At 57.7% G+C, this 16,492-nt stretch carries 16 protein-coding genes, 1 tRNA gene, 1 rRNA gene and 1 pseudogene; 5 read left to right on the top strand and 14 right to left on the bottom strand.

Annotated elements, in window-relative coordinates:
• Nucleotides 1-7: 7 nt before the first annotated feature.
• The 5 genes from iscU to trmJ form a co-directional block, all read right to left on the bottom strand.
• Entirely contained in the window at nucleotides 8-394 is a 387-nt protein-coding gene (gene iscU, locus KW846_RS25125; RefSeq protein ID WP_007974006.1) for a Fe-S cluster assembly scaffold IscU, read from the bottom strand.
• 101 nt (nucleotides 395-495) lie between these two features.
• A complete protein-coding gene (locus KW846_RS25120; protein ID WP_008057730.1) occupies nucleotides 496-1,710 on the bottom strand; it encodes an IscS subfamily cysteine desulfurase in 1,215 nt (404 codons plus the stop codon).
• A 50-nt stretch (nucleotides 1,711-1,760) separates the two neighbouring features.
• Nucleotides 1,761-2,252, bottom strand: a complete 492-nt coding sequence (gene iscR, locus KW846_RS25115) for a Fe-S cluster assembly transcriptional regulator IscR (protein ID WP_007974010.1) — start codon at nucleotides 2,250-2,252, stop codon at nucleotides 1,761-1,763.
• Between the two features lie 264 nt (nucleotides 2,253-2,516).
• A complete protein-coding gene (gene cysE / locus KW846_RS25110) occupies nucleotides 2,517-3,293 on the bottom strand; it encodes a serine O-acetyltransferase (protein ID WP_015093624.1) in 777 nt (258 codons plus the stop codon).
• A gap of 2 nt (nucleotides 3,294-3,295) precedes the next feature.
• Complete coding sequence (gene trmJ / locus KW846_RS25105; protein WP_218485902.1) at nucleotides 3,296-4,066, bottom strand: tRNA (cytosine(32)/uridine(32)-2'-O)-methyltransferase TrmJ; 771 nt, start codon at nucleotides 4,064-4,066, stop codon at nucleotides 3,296-3,298.
• A 146-nt stretch (nucleotides 4,067-4,212) separates the two neighbouring features.
• Between trmJ and suhB the strand changes: the two genes are divergently transcribed.
• A complete protein-coding gene (suhB, locus tag KW846_RS25100) occupies nucleotides 4,213-5,031 on the top strand; it encodes an inositol-phosphate phosphatase (RefSeq protein WP_007974015.1) in 819 nt (272 codons plus the stop codon).
• 252 nt (nucleotides 5,032-5,283) lie between these two features.
• Here suhB and KW846_RS25095 read toward each other — a convergent pair whose 3' ends face one another.
• The 6 genes from KW846_RS25095 to queA all read right to left on the bottom strand — a co-directional run bounded on the left by KW846_RS25095 (nucleotide 5,284) and on the right by queA (nucleotide 11,383).
• Nucleotides 5,284-5,832 (bottom strand): glycine zipper 2TM domain-containing protein, encoded by a 549-nt coding sequence (locus tag KW846_RS25095; protein WP_015093622.1) that lies wholly within the window; start codon nucleotides 5,830-5,832, stop codon nucleotides 5,284-5,286.
• Between the two features lie 135 nt (nucleotides 5,833-5,967).
• A complete protein-coding gene (gene secF, locus KW846_RS25090) occupies nucleotides 5,968-6,882 on the bottom strand; it encodes a protein translocase subunit SecF (protein WP_007980597.1) in 915 nt (304 codons plus the stop codon).
• A gap of 9 nt (nucleotides 6,883-6,891) precedes the next feature.
• Nucleotides 6,892-8,760 (bottom strand): protein translocase subunit SecD, encoded by a 1,869-nt coding sequence (gene secD, locus KW846_RS25085; RefSeq protein ID WP_007980595.1) that lies wholly within the window; start codon nucleotides 8,758-8,760, stop codon nucleotides 6,892-6,894.
• 64 nt (nucleotides 8,761-8,824) lie between these two features.
• Nucleotides 8,825-9,160 carry a preprotein translocase subunit YajC gene (gene yajC / locus KW846_RS25080; protein ID WP_007956696.1) on the bottom strand — a complete coding sequence of 112 codons (336 nt, stop codon included), beginning with the start codon at nucleotides 9,158-9,160 and terminating at the stop codon, nucleotides 8,825-8,827.
• 43 nt (nucleotides 9,161-9,203) lie between these two features.
• Entirely contained in the window at nucleotides 9,204-10,319 is a 1,116-nt protein-coding gene (tgt, locus tag KW846_RS25075; protein ID WP_218485982.1) for a tRNA guanosine(34) transglycosylase Tgt, read from the bottom strand.
• Nucleotides 10,320-10,333: 14 nt separating this feature from the next.
• A complete protein-coding gene (gene queA, locus KW846_RS25070; RefSeq protein WP_218485901.1) occupies nucleotides 10,334-11,383 on the bottom strand; it encodes a tRNA preQ1(34) S-adenosylmethionine ribosyltransferase-isomerase QueA in 1,050 nt (349 codons plus the stop codon).
• Between the two features lie 107 nt (nucleotides 11,384-11,490).
• Here queA and KW846_RS25065 point away from each other — a divergent pair.
• Together KW846_RS25065 and KW846_RS25060 are read left to right on the top strand one after the other, a co-directional pair.
• Nucleotides 11,491-11,575 (top strand) — tRNA-Leu (locus KW846_RS25065).
• 182 nt (nucleotides 11,576-11,757) lie between these two features.
• Complete coding sequence (locus tag KW846_RS25060) at nucleotides 11,758-12,087, top strand: hypothetical protein (RefSeq protein WP_007980588.1); 330 nt, start codon at nucleotides 11,758-11,760, stop codon at nucleotides 12,085-12,087.
• 158 nt (nucleotides 12,088-12,245) lie between these two features.
• On the opposite strand, the gene KW846_RS25055 is transcribed toward KW846_RS25060, so the two are convergent.
• Both KW846_RS25055 and KW846_RS25050 read right to left on the bottom strand, forming a co-directional pair.
• Nucleotides 12,246-12,743 carry a DUF4411 family protein gene (locus KW846_RS25055; RefSeq protein ID WP_218485900.1) on the bottom strand — a complete coding sequence of 166 codons (498 nt, stop codon included), beginning with the start codon at nucleotides 12,741-12,743 and terminating at the stop codon, nucleotides 12,246-12,248.
• Entirely contained in the window at nucleotides 12,740-13,876 is a 1,137-nt protein-coding gene (locus KW846_RS25050) for an XRE family transcriptional regulator (protein WP_218485899.1), read from the bottom strand. Before KW846_RS25050 ends, KW846_RS25055 begins: the two co-directional genes overlap by 4 nt.
• 686 nt (nucleotides 13,877-14,562) lie before the next feature.
• Between KW846_RS25050 and KW846_RS25045 the strand changes: the two genes are divergently transcribed.
• Nucleotides 14,563-14,874, top strand: coding sequence for a DUF3077 domain-containing protein (locus tag KW846_RS25045; RefSeq protein WP_218485898.1), 312 nt, complete (start codon nucleotides 14,563-14,565; stop codon nucleotides 14,872-14,874).
• 392 nt (nucleotides 14,875-15,266) lie between these two features.
• Nucleotides 15,267-16,220, top strand: a pseudogene (locus tag KW846_RS25040) (DEAD/DEAH box helicase family protein); the annotation flags it as partial.
• Between the two features lie 162 nt (nucleotides 16,221-16,382).
• Here KW846_RS25040 and rrf read toward each other — a convergent pair.
• Nucleotides 16,383-16,492, bottom strand: a 5S ribosomal RNA gene (gene rrf / locus KW846_RS25035); the annotation flags it as partial.

Here is a 16,492-nt window from a genome sequence, read left to right as displayed (position 1 = left end):
CAAATGCTTAGATCAAGCCTTTCTTCTGCTTGTAGTCGCGAACAGCCGCCTTGATGGCGTCCTCAGCGAGTACCGAGCAGTGGATTTTCACTGGCGGCAGGGCCAGTTCTTCAGCCAGCTGGGTGTTCTTGATGGTTTCCGCTTCGTCCAAGGTCTTGCCCTTCATCCACTCGGTGGCGAGGGAGCTGGAAGCGATAGCCGAACCGCAGCCGTAGGTCTTGAACTTGGCATCTTCGATGATGCCGGCGTCGTTGACCTTGATCTGCAGGCGCATCACGTCGCCGCACGCCGGAGCGCCGACCATGCCGGTGCCGACATCAGGATCTTCCGCGTCCATCTTGCCGACGTTGCGCGGGTTTTCGTAGTGGTCGATGACCTTTTCGCTGTAAGCCATGATTCTCAATCCTCACTCATCAGGGCCGCTCTTGAGACCCTGTAGTTGCGCTGCATTTACCGCCGCGCTGCTACAGGACCTGTATCCGGCGGCTTCTATAGTTAGTGTGCCGCCCACTCGATCTTCGAGATATCGACGCCGTCTTTGTACATATCCCACAGCGGCGACAGAGCGCGCAGCTTGGTTACGGCCTCGCAGACTTTCTGCGCGGCGTAGTCGATTTCTTCTTCGGTGGTGAAACGGCCGAAGGTGAAGCGGATCGAGCTGTGAGCCAGTTCGTCGTTGCGGCCCAGGGCGCGCAGTACGTACGAAGGCTCAAGGGATGCCGAGGTGCAGGCCGAACCGGACGAAACCGCCAGATCCTTGAGTGCCATGATCAGCGACTCGCCTTCAACGTAGTTGAAGCTCAGGTTCAAGTTGTGCGGAACGCGGGCGGTCAGGCTGCCGTTGACGTACAGCTCTTCCAGATGCTCGACCTGCTTGTAGAAGCGGTCGCTCAGGGCCTTGATGCGCACGTTCTCGGCAGCCATGTCTTCCTTGGCTACGCGGAAAGCTTCACCCATGCCGACGATCTGGTGGGTCGCCAGGGTGCCGGAACGCATGCCGCGTTCGTGGCCGCCACCGTGCATGGTCGCTTCGATACGTACGCGCGGCTTGCGGCTTACGTAGAGGGCGCCGATACCTTTAGGACCGTAGGTCTTGTGGGCGGAGAACGACATCATGTCGACTTTCAGCTTCTGCAGGTCGATCTCGACCTTGCCGGTGGACTGAGCGGCGTCGACGTGGAACAGGATGCCCTTGGAACGGAGCAGTTCGCCGATCGCTGCGATGTCGTTGATGGTGCCGATTTCGTTGTTCACGTGCATGACCGACACCAGGATGGTGTCGTCGCGCAGTTCGGCTTCGATCATCTCAGGCGTTACCAGGCCATCGGTGCGAGGCTCGATGTAGGTCACTTCGAAACCTTCACGCTCCAGTTGGCGCATGGTGTCCAGGACAGCCTTGTGCTCGATCTTGGTGGTGATCAGGTGCTTGCCTTTGGTGGCGTAGAAATGTGCCGCACCCTTGATTGCCAGGTTGTCGGATTCGGTGGCACCGGAGGTCCAGACGATTTCACGCGGATCGGCATTGACCAGATCGGCCACCTGACGACGGGCGTTTTCAACGGACTCTTCAGCTTTCCAGCCGAACACGTGGGAACGGGACGCCGGGTTACCGAAGTTTCCGTCGACCAGCAGGCATTCACTCATCTTTTGCGCGACACGCGGATCAACCGGGGTGGTCGCAGAGTAATCAAGGTAAATCGGCAATTTCATGGACTATCTCCTAAATCAGGCTGGCTGGCGTGCCGCTAGCTCTTTGGCTGTCATTCGACGGCGGACGCTTCAATCTTGTCCAGGCGTGGCACCTTGCTGTTGCAACGGCGCTGGTCCTGACGCTGGGCTACTTCTTGCACCTCACGGCGAGTCACAAGGTCAGCCAAGCTGATACCGCTCAGAAATTCGTGAATCTGCAGGCTCAGGTCGCACCACAAGTGGTGGGTCAGACAGGTGTCGCCTTGATGGCAATCACCCTGCCCCTGGCATTTGGTGGCATCGACCGATTCGTTCACCGCATCGATCACCTGGGCGACCTGGATGCCCTGCATGTCGCGGGACAATTGGTAGCCACCGCCCGGACCACGCACGCTGGACACCAGATTGCTGCGGCGCAATTTGGCAAAAAGCTGTTCGAGGTAGGACAGGGAGATGCCTTGGCGCTCGGAGATATCGGCCAGGGACACGGGCCCGTGCTGCGCGTGCAACGCCAGGTCAAGCATGGCGGTCACGGCGTATCGGCCTTTTGTAGTCAGTCGCATGGACAATTACCACGGAGTTCGGAATGAGGCGAGTATGCAATTCCCGAGTATTTAAGTCAACTATAAGACCTAGTACTTTAGTCGGGATTACCCGCAAAGAGCGGGCGCATCATAGCAGGGTCTGCGACTTAATGGCACACCGCTTAGCGCAGCGCCATTACCCAAATACGACCCCCGCCCCCCCTGTAGGAGCTGCCGCAGGCTGCGATCTTTTGATCTTGACCTTAAAAGATCGCAGCCTGCGGCAGCTCCTACACAAAGGCGTCAGCTGGCCTGGGTCTGGTCTTTGTCTTTTACGCAGGCGAAGTCTTCTTCGCGCAGCTCAGGCAGATCTTTCGCACAGTAATTACTGCCCAGATCCTTCAATGCCCCGCACATCCCTTCCAGACGCCCATCGACCGCCTGCAGGTGGTCGAGCAACTGGTTGATGGCGCGTGCCACCGGGTCAGGCATGTCTTCAGTCACGCCGTAGGCATCAAAACCGATCTTCTCGGCCATGGCCTTGCGCTTGGCATCCTGCTCTTCGTCGGATTTGACGATGATCCGCCCCGGAATCCCGACCACGGTCGCCCCCGGAGGCACTTCCTTGGTCACGACAGCATTGGAACCCACCTTGGCACCGGCACCGACAGTGAACGGACCGAGCACCTTCGCGCCCGCCCCGACCACGACGCCATCACCCAGAGTCGGGTGACGCTTGCCCTTGTTCCAGCTGGTACCACCCAAGGTCACGCCCTGGTAAATAGTGACGTCGTCGCCGATCTCGGCGGTTTCACCGATGACGATACCCATGCCATGGTCGATGAAGAACCGTCGACCGACCTTGGCCCCTGGATGAATCTCGATTCCGGTCAGCCAGCGACCGAAGTTCGACACCAGCCGCGCCAGCCACTTCAGGTCCGCGCGCCACAGCATCGCCGACAAACGGTGAATCCAGATGGCGTGCATGCCGGGGTAGCAGGTCAGGACTTCAAAAGCGTTACGCGCCGCCGGGTCTCGATGGAATACGCTCTGGATATCTTCACGCAAACGCTCAAACATCATTAATCCTTCCGCTTCAGGAGCTCACCACGGGCCGCTTTCTGGGTTTCCGTGAGGATGCCACGCAAAATATTCATTTCCGCCCGGCTGACCGAGCTGCGTCCGTACAACCGGCGCAGGCGCGCCATCAAGTGCCGTGGTTTTTCCGGATCGAGGAATTCGATGGCCACCAGGGTTTGCTCCAGATGTTCATAGAATCGCTCCAGCTCGTCCATGGTCGCCAGCTCAGCGCTCTTGACCGAAGCCACCTCTTCCTTCTCGACCTTGCTTGGCTGGCCTTGGGCCGCCAGCCAGGACATGCGCACTTCATAGCTCAACACCTGCACCGCCGCCCCAAGGTTCAGCGAACTGAACTCAGGGTCGGATGGGATGTGCACGTGATAATGACATCGCTGCAGCTCTTCGTTGGTCAGTCCGGAATCTTCACGACCGAACACCAGGGCGATTTCCGCGCCCTGCCCGGCTTCCTCAACCACCTTCGTTCCGCATTCGCGGGGATCGAGCAGCGGCCAGGGAATGCGCCGGTCGCGGGCACTGGTACCCAGCACCAGATTGCAGCCGACCAGGGCATCTTCCAAGGTGGCGACGACTTGCGCGTTTTCAAGGATGTCACCGGCACCGGAAGCACGGGCGTCGGCTTCGTGATGCGGGAACTGACGAGGCTCGACCAGCACCAGCCGCGACAAGCCCATGTTCTTCATGGCACGCGCAGCCCCGCCGATATTGCCCGGATGGCTGGCATTGACCAGGACGACACGAATGTTATGCAGCAAGGGAGGCGCTCTCGAACACGATAATCGGGAGCGGAATCTTACAGCTGAAGCTACCGTTAAGCCATGAAAGCGAACGTCGTCCTTCTCCTGTAGAAACTTTCTGATAGAATGCCCGGCTTTCTTTAACAACCTTAGGTGACACATCCATGCAGCCCATGCTGAATATCGCGCTGCGCGCCGCCCGCAGCGCCAGTGAATTGATCTTCCGCTCCATCGAGCGCCTGGATACCATCAAGGTCGACGAAAAAGACGCCAAGGATTACGTATCCGAGGTGGATCGCGCCGCTGAACAGAAAATCATCGACGCCCTGCGCAAGGCGTACCCGAATCACTCGATCCTGGGTGAAGAGACCGGCATGCACGCCGGCACCGGCATCGAAGGCGAAGAGTACCTGTGGATCATCGATCCGCTGGACGGCACCACCAACTTCCTGCGCGGCATTCCTCACTTCGCTGTCAGCATTGCCTGCAAATACCGCGGTCGCCTGGAGCACGCTGTTGTTCTGGACCCGGTTCGCCAGGAAGAATTCACCGCCAGCCGTGGTCGCGGCGCTCAACTGAACGGTCGTCGCCTGCGCGTCAGCGGTCGCACCAGCCTGGACGGCGCCCTGCTGGGTACCGGCTTCCCGTTCCGTGACGAGCAGATGGACAACCTCGACAACTACCTGGGCATGTTCCGCGCCCTGGTTGGCCAGACTGCCGGCATCCGCCGCGCCGGTTCCGCGAGCCTGGACCTGGCCTACGTGGCTGCCGGCCGTTTCGACGCCTTCTGGGAGTCGGGCCTGTCCGAGTGGGACATGGCCGCTGGCGCCCTGCTGATCCAGGAAGCAGGCGGCCTGGTGAGCGACTTCACCGGCGGTCACGACTTCCTCGAGAAAGGCCACGTCGTTGCCGGCAACACCAAATGCTTCAAGGCAGTTTTGACGGCGATCCAGCCGCACCTGCCGGCCTCGCTGAAGCGCTAAGCTTCCCGCGACAGAAAAAGCACCCTGCGGGGTGCTTTTTTTATGCCTGGAATTTGATTCCCAACACACCACAAACCCAATGTGGGAGCGGGCTTGCTCGCGAAAGCGGTGGGTCAGCCAGCACCGATGTTTGATGTTAGACCGCCTTCGCGAGCAAGCCCGCTCCCACAGGGGGATTGGTGGTGATGCATAAATTGCGGGCACAAAAAAAGCACCCCGCAGGGTGCTTCTTTTTTATCCAGCTTCAGCAGATCACTGACCCTGCTGATTCTCCGACAGGATCAACTTGCCTTCCTTATCCACCGGAATCTGGTTGCCCGGATCACGATCCATGCGCACCTTGCCTTCCTTGCCGTCCAGCGAATACCGCACGTCGTAACCTACAACCTTGTCACTGATGTCGTTGACCGTGTTACAGCGGGTCTGGGTCGTGGTGTAGGTATCACGCTCTTGCATGCCTTCCTGCACCTTGTTGCCGGCATAACCGCCACCGACAGCACCCGCGACCGTGGCGATCTTCTTGCCGGTGCCGCCACCGACCTGGTTACCCAGCAAACCACCTGCCAATGCACCGACCACCGTACCGGCGATCTGATGTTGATCTTTCACCGGCGCCTGCCGGGTGACCGTTACATCCTTGCACACTTCACGTGGAGTCTTGATTTGTGTCTTGACCGGCTCAACGGCGAGTACTTGTGCGAACTCAGGACCGCTTTTAACCAGGCTGTAGGTGGCCACAGCGCCCCCGGCAGTCACACCGACAGCACCCAGTACAGCACCAACCAGCATCGACTTGTTCACATGAACCTCCTGGACCATCACATGCGGAACGTGTCCGCGCTTCTCCCAGCCTTGGAGCACAAAAAAAGGCGCGAGTTCAACTCGCGCCTTTTTTGGACTACACCGATGGAGGACTGCTATGGGTTAGAAAGCCCCTCAAGGACGGTCGTCGACTTCCTTCTCGGTGTTGGCAGGAGGAATCAGGTCTTCCGTGCTCAGGTTCAGCCAGATCAGCACCACGTTCGCGATGTAGATCGACGAGTAGGTACCCGCCAGCACACCGATGAACAGGGCGATGGAGAAACCGAACAGGTTGTCGCCGCCGAAGAACAGCAGGGCCGCGATCGCCAGCAAGGTGGAGATCGAAGTCGCCATGGTCCGCAGCAGGGTTTGCGTGGTCGAGATGTTGATGTTCTCGATCAGGCTGGCCTTGCGCAGGACACGGAAGTTCTCACGAACCCGGTCGAATACCACGATGGTGTCGTTGAGCGAGTAACCGATGATCGCCAGTACCGCCGCCAGCACCGTCAGGTCGAAGGTGATCTGGAAGAACGACAGGATACCGATGGTCACGATCACGTCGTGGATCAGAGACACGATCGCACCGACCGCGAATTTCCACTGAAAGCGGAACGCCAGGTAGATCAGGATGCCGCCCAGCGCCATCAGCATGCCGAGGCCGCCCTGGTCGCGCAGCTCTTCACCCACCTGCGGGCCGACGAACTCGACGCGCTTGACCGTCGCCGGGTTCTCGCCGCCGACCTTCTGCAAGGCCTCGGCCACCTGGTGACCCAGTTGCGGGTCTTCGCCCGGCATGCGCACCAGCAGATCGGTGGTCGCACCGAAGTTCTGCACGATGGCTTCGTGATAGCCAGCAGTAACCAGCTGTTCACGCACCTTGGTGACATCGGCCGGACGCTCGTAGGTCAGCTCGATGAGCGTACCGCCGGTGAAGTCCAGACCCCAGTTCATGCCCTTGTGGAAGACACTGAACAAGGCCAGTGCGGTAAGGAACAATGTGACGCCGAACGCAAAGTTGCGAACGCCCATGAAGTTGATTGTACGTAACATGGCAGCCCCTTAAATCCACAACTTCTTGAAGTCACGACCGCCGAAGATCAGGTTGACCATCGCGCGGGTCACCATGATGGCCGTGAACATCGAGGTAAAGATCCCGAGGGACATGGTCACTGCGAAGCCCTTGACCGGGCCGGTGCCCATGGCAAAGAGGATACCGCCGACCAGCAGTGTGGTCAGGTTGGCGTCGAGAATCGCGGTGAAAGCCCGGCCGAAGCCTTCGTTGATTGCGCGCTGCACGGTCATGCCGGCGGCGATCTCTTCACGGATCCGCGAGAAGATCAGCACGTTGGCGTCGACCGCCATACCCATGGTCAACACGATACCGGCGATACCCGGCAGAGTCAGCGTTGCACCCAGCAGCGACATCAGCGCCAGCAGCATCACCATGTTCACCGCCAGAGCGACGGTGGCGATGAGGCCGAAGAAGCGGTAGATGGCCATGATGAACAGCGAGACGAACAGCATGCCCCACAGCGACGCATCGATACCCTTGGTGATGTTGTCGGCACCCAGGCTTGGACCAATGGTGCGTTCTTCAGCAAAGTACATCGGTGCCGCCAGGCCACCGGCACGCAGCAGCAGCGCCAGCTCGGACGACTCGCCCTGGCCGTTCAGGCCGGTAATACGGAACTGCGCACCCAGCGGCGACTGGATGGTCGCCAGGCTGATGATCTTCTTCTCTTCCTTGAAGCTCTGCACCGCCACGTCTTTCTCGACGCCGTTGACCACTTGCTTGGTGTAAGTGGTGACCGGACGCTGCTCGATGAAGATCACCGCCATGCTGCGACCGACGTTCGAACGGGTCGCACGGCTCATCAGCTCGCCGCCGTGGCCGTCCAGACGAATGTTCACTTCCGGCGTACCGTGCTCGCCGAAACCAGCCTTGGCGTCAGTCACCTGGTCACCGGTGATGATCAGGCCACGCTCGATCAGCGCAGGAGGACGCTTGCCCTCACGGAACTCGAAGGACTCGGAAGTGGCTTTCGAAGCACCCGGCTCAGCAGCCAGACGGAACTCGAGGTTGGCCGTCTTGCCGAGGATACGCTTGGCTTCGGCGGTGTCCTGCACGCCCGGCAGCTCAACCACGATGCGGTTGGCGCCCTGACGCTGAACGATCGGTTCGGCAACACCCAGCTCGTTGACGCGGTTACGTACCGTGGTCAAGTTCTGCTTGATGGAGTATTCGCGGATTTCCGCCAGCTTGGCCGGGGTCATCGCCAGACGCAGCACCGGTTGACCATTGAGGTCGGCCGGAACAATGTCGAAATCGTTGAAGTTCTTGCGGATCAGCACACGGGCCTGTTCACGGCTGTCTTCATCAGCGAAGCCCAGCTGGATGGCACCATTGAGTTGCGGCAGGCTGCGATAGCGCAGCTTTTCTTTACGCAGCAGGCTCTTTACATCGCCTTCGTAGACTTTCAGACGCGCGTCGAGGGCTTTGTCCATGTCCACTTCCAGCAGGAAGTGCACACCACCGGACAAGTCCAGACCCAGCTTCATCGGGTGCGCAGCGAGGTTGCGCAGCCATTGCGGGGTGGTTTGTGCCAGGTTCAGCGCGACGACGTAGTCATCACCCAACGCCTTGCGCACAACGTCCTTGGCCGGCAGCTGGTCTTCAGCCTTGGTCAGGCGAATCAGCCCGCCCTTGCCGTTGGCGGCCAGGGTGGCAGCCTTGACGTTGATCCCGGATTCCTTGAGCGCCGTGCTTACACGATCCAGATCAGCCTGATTGACCTGCAGCGCAGTGCTTGCACCGCTGACCTGAATGGCCGGGTCATCAGGGTAAAGATTGGGAGCGGAATAAATCAGACCGACCGCCAGCACCGCCAGGATCAGAATGTATTTCCACAGAGGATATTTGTTCAGCATCACGCCGCCCGTTTATGACGCGGGGCGCCTTGCGCGCCCCGTCGATTGAAGATGAAGTTGAAACTTAGATCGCTTTGAGCGTGCCTTTTGGCAGCGTCGCGGCGATGGCACCTTTCTGGAATTTCATTTCGACGGTGTCGGAAACTTCCAGAACGACGAAATCGTCGGCCACTTTAGTGATCTTGCCGGCGATGCCGCCGGTGGTCACAACTTCGTCACCCTTTTGCAGGCTGCTCAGCAGGTTTTTCTGCTCTTTGGCGCGCTTGGCCTGTGGACGCCAGATCATCAGGTAGAAGATGACCAGGAAGCCGACCAGGAAAATCCACTCGAAACCGCCGCCCATAGGGGCTGCCGCAGGTGCTGCAGCGTCTGCCATGGCATTAGAGATAAAAAAGCTCATTTAGCACTCCAGTTGCAAATGTTGAATCTTGGGGTCAGAAAACTCAGTTCAAAGGCGGAACAGGTAACCCGCGTTTGGCGTAGAAGGCATCGACAAAGGCGGCCAATGTACCCTGTTGAATAGCCTCGCGCAAACCAGCCATAAGCACTTGATAATGACGCAAGTTATGGATGGTATTGAGCATGCTTCCCAGCATTTCGCCGCACTTGTCCAGGTGATGCAGATAAGCGCGGGAGAAGTTCTGGCAGGTATAGCAATCGCAGGTCGGATCGAGCGGCGAATCATCATGGCGATGGAACGCGTTACGGATCTTCAGCACGCCGGTATCGATGAACAGATGCCCATTGCGGGCATTACGGGTTGGCATCACGCAATCGAACATGTCCACACCGCGGCGCACACCCTCAACCAGATCTTCCGGTTTGCCAACGCCCATAAGGTAACGAGGTTTGTCAGCCGGCATCATGCCCGGCAGGTAGTCCAGCACCTTGATCATCTCGTGCTTGGGCTCGCCCACCGACAGGCCGCCGATGGCCAGGCCGTCGAAGCCGATCTTGTCCAGGCCTTCCAGGGAGCGCATGCGCAGGTCCTGGTGCATGCCGCCCTGCACGATGCCGAACAGCGCCGCCGTGTTGTCGCCATGGGCTTCTTTCGAACGCTTGGCCCAACGCAGGGACAATTCCATGGAAATACGCGCGACGTCTTCATCCGCCGGGTACGGCGTGCATTCGTCGAAAATCATCACGATGTCCGAGCCCAGGTCACGCTGGACCTGCATCGACTCTTCCGGCCCCATGAACACCTTGGCGCCGTCGACCGGGGAAGCGAAGGTCACGCCCTCCTCCTTGATCTTGCGCATGGCCCCCAGGCTGAACACCTGGAAACCGCCGGAGTCGGTCAGGATCGGGCCTTTCCACTGCATGAAATCGTGCAGGTCGCCGTGCTTCTTGATCACTTCCGTGCCCGGGCGCAGCCACAGGTGGAAGGTGTTGCCCAGAATGATTTCAGCGCCCGTCGCCTCGATATCCCGTGGCAGCATGCCCTTGACCGTGCCGTAAGTGCCCACCGGCATGAAGGCCGGGGTCTCGACGGTACCGCGCGGGAAGGTCAAACGACCGCGACGAGCCTTGCCATCAGTGGCCAGCAGCTCGAAAGACATACGACAGGTGCGACTCATACTGTTTCCTCTGGGCCGCTTGGAGCGGGATTACGGGTGATGAACATCGCATCACCGTAGCTGAAAAAGCGGTAACCGTTGTCGACCGCAGCTTTGTAGGCAGCCATGGTTTCCGGATAACCGGCAAACGCCGAAACCAGCATCAACAGCGTGGATTCGGGCAAATGGAAGTTGGTGACCAGGGCATCGACCACATGAAACGGCCGGCCAGGATAGATGAAAATGTCTGTATCGCCGCTGAACGGCTTGAGCACGCCATCGCGCGCGGCACTTTCCAGCGAGCGCACGCTGGTGGTCCCCACAGCCACCACACGACCACCGCGCGCGCGGCAGGCGGCAACGGCATCCACCACGTCCTGGCCGACTTCCAGCCATTCGCTGTGCATGTGATGGTCTTCGATCTTCTCGACCCGCACCGGCTGGAACGTACCCGCGCCAACGTGCAAGGTCACGAACGCCGTCTCGACGCCCTTGGCGGCAATCGCCTCCATCAGCACCTGATCGAAATGCAGCCCCGCCGTCGGCGCCGCCACCGCGCCCAAACGCTCGGCGTAGACGGTCTGGTAACGCTCGCGGTCGGCGCCTTCATCCGGGCGGTCTATATAAGGAGGCAACGGCATGTGCCCGACACGGTCGAGCAGCGGCAACACCTCCTCGGCAAACCCTAGCTCGAACAACGCATCGTGCCGCGCCAGCATCTCGGCCTCGCCACCGCCGTCGATCAGGATCTTCGACCCAGGCTTGGGCGACTTGCTGGAGCGCACATGGGCCAGCACACGATGACTGTCGAGCACCCGCTCCACCAGGATTTCCAGCTTGCCGCCGGAAGCCTTCTGGCCAAACAGCCGCGCCGGAATCACCCGGGTATTGTTGAACACCATCAAATCGCCGGGGCGCAAATGCTCCAGCAAATCAGTGAATTGACGGTGTGCCAGAGCGCCGCTGACCCCATCCAGGGTCAACAGGCGACTACCGCGACGCTCGGCCAAAGGATGGCGGGCAATCAGCGAATCAGGGAGCTCGAAAGTAAAGTCAGCAACGCGCATGATGGGGTTCGTCTAGCAGGGCCGGGAAGTCTAGCGGAATTATCAAAAATTCTCCATGTACCTGATTGACCAGCGGTTATCTCATCTCTATACTTCGCCGCCATTGAGCCCTGATGGCGGAATTGGTAGACGCGGCGGATTCAAAATCCGTTTTCGAAAGGAGTGGGAGTTCGAGTCTCCCTCGGGGCACCAAAATTAAGAAAGGTCTTGCTTAGCAAGGCCTTTTTTTTCGCCCGCAATAAAGTGGCCAGCACGCCCCCGACAAACGCCCCAACAACGCACCAACCTGTAGGAGCTGCCGAAGGCTGCGATCTTTTGATCTTGCCTCTCTTCGGCCCCCCTCGCCGGATGAACATTTCACAAGGATTCCCCCCATGGAATTGCACCTGGAAACCGTCGCCCTCTTCTCCCTCAAACTGGCTTATGAATCGGAAGGCCAGAGCCCGATCTTGCGGGATGATCTGGTGATGGGGGATTACCAGCGGGATGTGTTTGAGCTGCTGGTGCGGCGGGGGGATGTTGAGGGAATCCAATTGAAAATGGACGAGTGCCTCGAGTTGGCGCTGGAAGCCATCGGCGGTGTGGATAAACCGTTGGGCCGCGAGTTACAAAGGTTGGCAGGTGAATTTTCCAGTATTCAGACGATGGAGCAACTTGATGCTCCGCTCATCGCTCTCAAGGACTACCTGAAAGACATTCAATGAATGAAGGTGGGCGGTCTAAAAAAGGAGGAAGCCCTACAACCGGCTAGACGCTCGTCGCCACGTCTTATCCAATATCATATTTGTCTCCTTTTTTTTCATGAAGAAGTAATAAATCCGCCCCCTTTCTCTTTCCAAATGACTTGAAAAAGTCACTTACTTCAGACAGGCAACACAAACCTTGCTTCAAGCCTATGCAATAACTCAAACGTATTCAAAAAATGAACATCAAGTTCCTGACAAATATTGGGAATTATGAATTTCCGTTTAGCGTCGAGATTCAGCACTTCATGAGTAACGACTGTAGACCCTGTAGTCATCGCTTTCGCAATTAACCAAGGGTCAGCACCCGCCAAAAACTCCTCCATAGCGCCTACTTTCATCTTAGGCGATTGATCAGCCACGAGCCCCGCGACCTGCGCGAATGCCAGTTGCGTATCCTGATCGGTGGTGGAGTGAAAGAAATCAGAATTTCCCTTCGCCCAACCGGCCAGATCATCATGCCCTTTAGTTAGCTCGTCCATTACCGGTGCAATGCTGGCTAAAGCTAATGATTTATTTTTAAGCAATAACCATTTCCAAAATCCAGGACAGATAGCCATCCCGTAGTAACGATTCTTTGCTTCGATCAGTGTGTTTGCGTCGAGTAAATAATTCATTCCGTGATCTTGCTGGCGAGAGTCCTTAATTTGGCAGGTTGCACGCCGAGCAAGTGTCCCGCCTCGCGCAGCAGCATCCGGCCACTCATTGCTTCAGTCAGCACTGCCTTGCTTAGACGAGGGCTGTTTTTCGCGGTGGCGTTACGGTAATAGTCACCCGCTCCGCCTTTTTCATCCTGGAAAGTCTTGAGGATCATTCGATAGTAAGCGCTGTAATGCGCTTGGCTTATATATCCGAGATCCAATGCGCGGCGACCAATCGCCAACTTACTGATGTGAAACCGACTCGCTAGCGGAGCTAAATTGTCTTCCCAGTTAACATCTGCATTCCATAAGGCGCGGAATTGGGTTTCGGGTGCCAGAAACTCACCTGCAACTGCATTGCAGAAACGCTCCTCCTCTCGACCATTGGCGGTATTTCCGTCAGACACTCCACTGCTACCAATCCAGATATGAGCCAGTTCGTGAAGTAAGGTGAACAGCCTGGCGGTGGGAGCGTCGGAACTGTTGATAAATACGACGGGGGCGTAGGCATTGCTGATGGCAAAACCCCGAAATTCGCTCACTTCCAGTTTGCGGTGAGTATTCCCTAGCGCAATACCACTGCGCATAACCAAAATGCCAACCGTTTCCGCAGCATCGATCAAGGCACGGCTGTATTTTTCGTAATCCAATCGAGCAATGTCAGGGTTCACGCCGAGTACTCGGCGAATATCGTCCACCACCTCTTTGACTTGAGATCGGCTATTGAAGCGACCTACAAAAGCAAGCGACTGATGCTCCTGGTGTTGCAGATACTCCAGGTACCAGTCCTGCTTACGTATTGCATCCCTTACGGTGTCCAACAGCTCCAGAGTGGGACGTTCAGGAGCAATCCCTCCCACTGTCCGCAGATCAGGTAAAGGCAGTTGTTCGACGGGTGGCTGCTGAAGAAATAGGAAGCCAAACGGGATGTGAGCGACACTCGCCCACTTTTGAGCCTGAAGGAAAGTTGGTTTGGTCTCGCCAGCCTCCCATTCCTGTACGCGATCAGGTTTCACTGGCAGTTTTTTAGCAACCTGCTCAGTGGAGAGACCTGCACGCTCCCGAGACCAGGTGAGCAGGCTTGGATTGACGAAGGCGGCTTGGCTCATAGGGTCGCAGGTAAATCAGATGGGGCCAGTAACCATTCAAGAGCATTCTTGGCAGGTGCGTCCGACTGACGCTGGTTCCCGTTAGCTGACATTGCCTTTCTCCTTGGCTATTTGAGGTCTGGTGGCAGCGACTACAGATTAGTCGATAAGCAGAGCTGCCAACGGTAGGAGCGCGCGATTATGAGGTAAATCCTCAACGACCCGAAGCGCAAATATGTAACCCGCGGACAGATGGCATTGCCCTTTTCCAGCGCCGCGCCATCATCACGCGGATATCCCAAAGACTGACCACATAATCACCCAGCGCTCTCGAAGGTTGCAGCAAAACGATCTGCGCGATACCCTCCCACCGTCGCTGCCAATTCAGCGACCGGGTGTGGAAACCCGTGTAATTCAAGGCGCAACAGCGCCCCCATCACGTCTGCCGGCGCTTTTTTTATGCCTGCGGCGTGAGTTATGGCGGCTGTGCGTGGGACGCTCTCGGGCGTGCCGGTTTCCTTGATTCCCGGTTTTCCACCCTGCGCACAGCTGTCACCCATTCGTGTGGAAACGAACGTGGCAGCTCCTCATATCAAGGAGTTGGATAATGCGCAGTATCAATCCGTTTGAAATTTGGCTTTTCTCTCTATGCGATTCCCAATCGCGTAACCCCTCCCCCATTGCCTCTCCATCCTCGGAGGTGGCCAATGACTGAACAACCTGAACTCAAAACCATCGGCCTGACACCCGCGATCTACTGCGCGGATCAAGCGTTGTTTCATGTCACTCGCGGCGTCCCTCTCGGCGATGCGTTGTCCATGGCCTCCGACTTTCTGTTCCTGGCCAAGACGCTCACTGAAGATGCCGCTTATGCCAGAGACACCGACCGTCACGCCTGGGCTGCGCATTATCTGACTTCGATGAGCAAGGCGTTGGTGGATGATGCGGTGAAGGTGCTGATGCGGGATCGGAATAATGAAGTGGCGTCCAAGCGGGCGGGGGCTAAGGCTGAGGGGTAGTTGGCGACGCGCCGGGATAGCTTTTGATTTCAAGCGTCGGGCGTGATGTTGTGAGGGCGGGCTTGGTTGCGATGGGCGGGGGTGTTCAGCGGGACATGTGGATGCCTTGGGTTTTTCGCGAGCGGGCTCGCTCCTACAGGGGGTTGTGGTTCAGTTCAGGGGTTTGTGTTGGCTGGGCTGGCGCCTTCGCGGGCAAGCCCGCTCCCACAGAGGGTTGCGGTGAGCTGGCAGGCGTTGTTTGGCTCCAGCGGGTTTTGATTTCGGTGCACCTTCGGCATTGATAGTGGTTGGGCTGGCGCTTTCGTCCGCCCCGCACTGAATATCTCGTTTGTTTTTTGAACGACCACATGAACTCAAACTCGAAATCGACGCGCTACTACCTGCTGACTACAAACCTTCCACAGCCATTGGCAAACCAGCTTGTCCGGCTCGCTGCTTTTCACAATCCTGAGTTCTACAAAGCTCAGGCCATGCGCATGTCAGTGTGGAACAAGCCAAGGATTATCGGCTGTGCCCAGAACTTCCCCAAACATATTGCGTTACCGCGTGGCTGTTTGGATGCTGCGCTGGAGCTTTTAGAGGAAAACGGGGTTACCCCTATTCTTAAAGACGAACGCTTCGCGGGCGACCCCATCGACGTGAGCTTTCTCGGGACCCTGCGTTCTGACCAAGAGGCTGCTGTCAGCGCAATGCTAAGTCATGACACCGGTATCCTCTGCGCACCGACAGCTTTCGGTAAAACGGTGAGTGCTGCTGCGTTGATTGCCGCACGTGGCATTAACACGTTGGTGCTTGTGCATCGGACGGAGCTGTTAAGGCAGTGGCAAGAGCGCTTGCAGGCGTTCCTGGGAGTCGGGAATGGTGTCGTTGGTACCCTTGGGGGCGGAAAAACGAAGCTTACCGGCATCATCGACATTGCCGTAATGCAGTCGTTATCGCGAAAAGGCGAGATCAGCGATCAGGTAAAAAACTACGGCTAGATCATCGTTGATGAGTGTCATCACCTATCAGCCGTGTCATTCGAGGCACTACTGAGGAGCGCGACCGCGCGGTACGTACTGGGACTCACCGCAACCCCAGTGCGCCGAGATGGGCAACAGCTTATTATTTTCATGCAGTGCGGACCGATCCGACATTCTGCTGCTCGGCCAGCGAGTGCGCCTCATGACCTATCTGTCGTGCCTCGATTGCTGTCCAAACCAGTAGTGGCCCCCGACGGTTTTGGGATTCAGGACGTTTTTCGGCATCTAGCCGACGACTCTGAGCGAACAGCCAAAATCGTTTTGGAGATTGAGTTGGCGTACAGCGAGGGTAGAAAAATTCTAGTACTAACGGATAAGCGCCAGGCGGGTTACAAAGCGATGGGCTACCGTATGGCTGATTCCATGGTCACCATGGACCTACTCCAACGTGGTTGACGGTCAACCTCCGTACCAGTCTCAGAATGCTTTTTTCAAGGACAAACAAAACCCCTGTCTGCGTTAGCAGACAGGGGTTTCGGAATTTAATCTTGACGATGACCTACTCTCACATGGGGAAACCCCACACTACCATCGGCGATGCATCGTTTCACTTCTGAGTTCGGGATGGGATCAGGTGGTTCCAACGCTCTATGGTC

This window comes from Pseudomonas sp. PDM32, from assembly GCF_019219225.1.
Classification (GTDB): domain Bacteria; phylum Pseudomonadota; class Gammaproteobacteria; order Pseudomonadales; family Pseudomonadaceae; genus Aquipseudomonas; species Aquipseudomonas laurylsulfatiphila.
This window is presented reverse-complemented; position numbering and strand designations above follow the sequence as displayed.

Coding starts and splice junctions, on each gene's coding strand:
- KW846_RS25055 (WP_218485900.1), bottom strand. CDS start 12,743: ATGAATTATTTACTCGACGCAAACACACTGATCGAAGCAAAGAATCGT.
- iscU (WP_007974006.1), bottom strand. CDS start 394: ATGGCTTACAGCGAAAAGGTCATCGACCACTACGAAAACCCGCGCAAC.
- KW846_RS25060 (WP_007980588.1), top strand. CDS start 11,758: ATGGAATTGCACCTGGAAACCGTCGCCCTCTTCTCCCTCAAACTGGCT.
- KW846_RS25050 (WP_218485899.1), bottom strand. CDS start 13,876: ATGAGCCAAGCCGCCTTCGTCAATCCAAGCCTGCTCACCTGGTCTCGG.
- secD (WP_007980595.1), bottom strand. CDS start 8,760: ATGCTGAACAAATATCCTCTGTGGAAATACATTCTGATCCTGGCGGTG.
- queA (WP_218485901.1), bottom strand. CDS start 11,383: ATGCGCGTTGCTGACTTTACTTTCGAGCTCCCTGATTCGCTGATTGCC.
- KW846_RS25120 (WP_008057730.1), bottom strand. CDS start 1,710: ATGAAATTGCCGATTTACCTTGATTACTCTGCGACCACCCCGGTTGAT.
- tgt (WP_218485982.1), bottom strand. CDS start 10,319: ATGTCTTTCGAGCTGCTGGCCACTGATGGCAAGGCTCGTCGCGGTCGT.
- iscR (WP_007974010.1), bottom strand. CDS start 2,252: ATGCGACTGACTACAAAAGGCCGATACGCCGTGACCGCCATGCTTGAC.
- suhB (WP_007974015.1), top strand. CDS start 4,213: ATGCAGCCCATGCTGAATATCGCGCTGCGCGCCGCCCGCAGCGCCAGT.
- secF (WP_007980597.1), bottom strand. CDS start 6,882: ATGTTACGTACAATCAACTTCATGGGCGTTCGCAACTTTGCGTTCGGC.
- cysE (WP_015093624.1), bottom strand. CDS start 3,293: ATGTTTGAGCGTTTGCGTGAAGATATCCAGAGCGTATTCCATCGAGAC.
- yajC (WP_007956696.1), bottom strand. CDS start 9,160: ATGAGCTTTTTTATCTCTAATGCCATGGCAGACGCTGCAGCACCTGCG.
- KW846_RS25045 (WP_218485898.1), top strand. CDS start 14,563: ATGACTGAACAACCTGAACTCAAAACCATCGGCCTGACACCCGCGATC.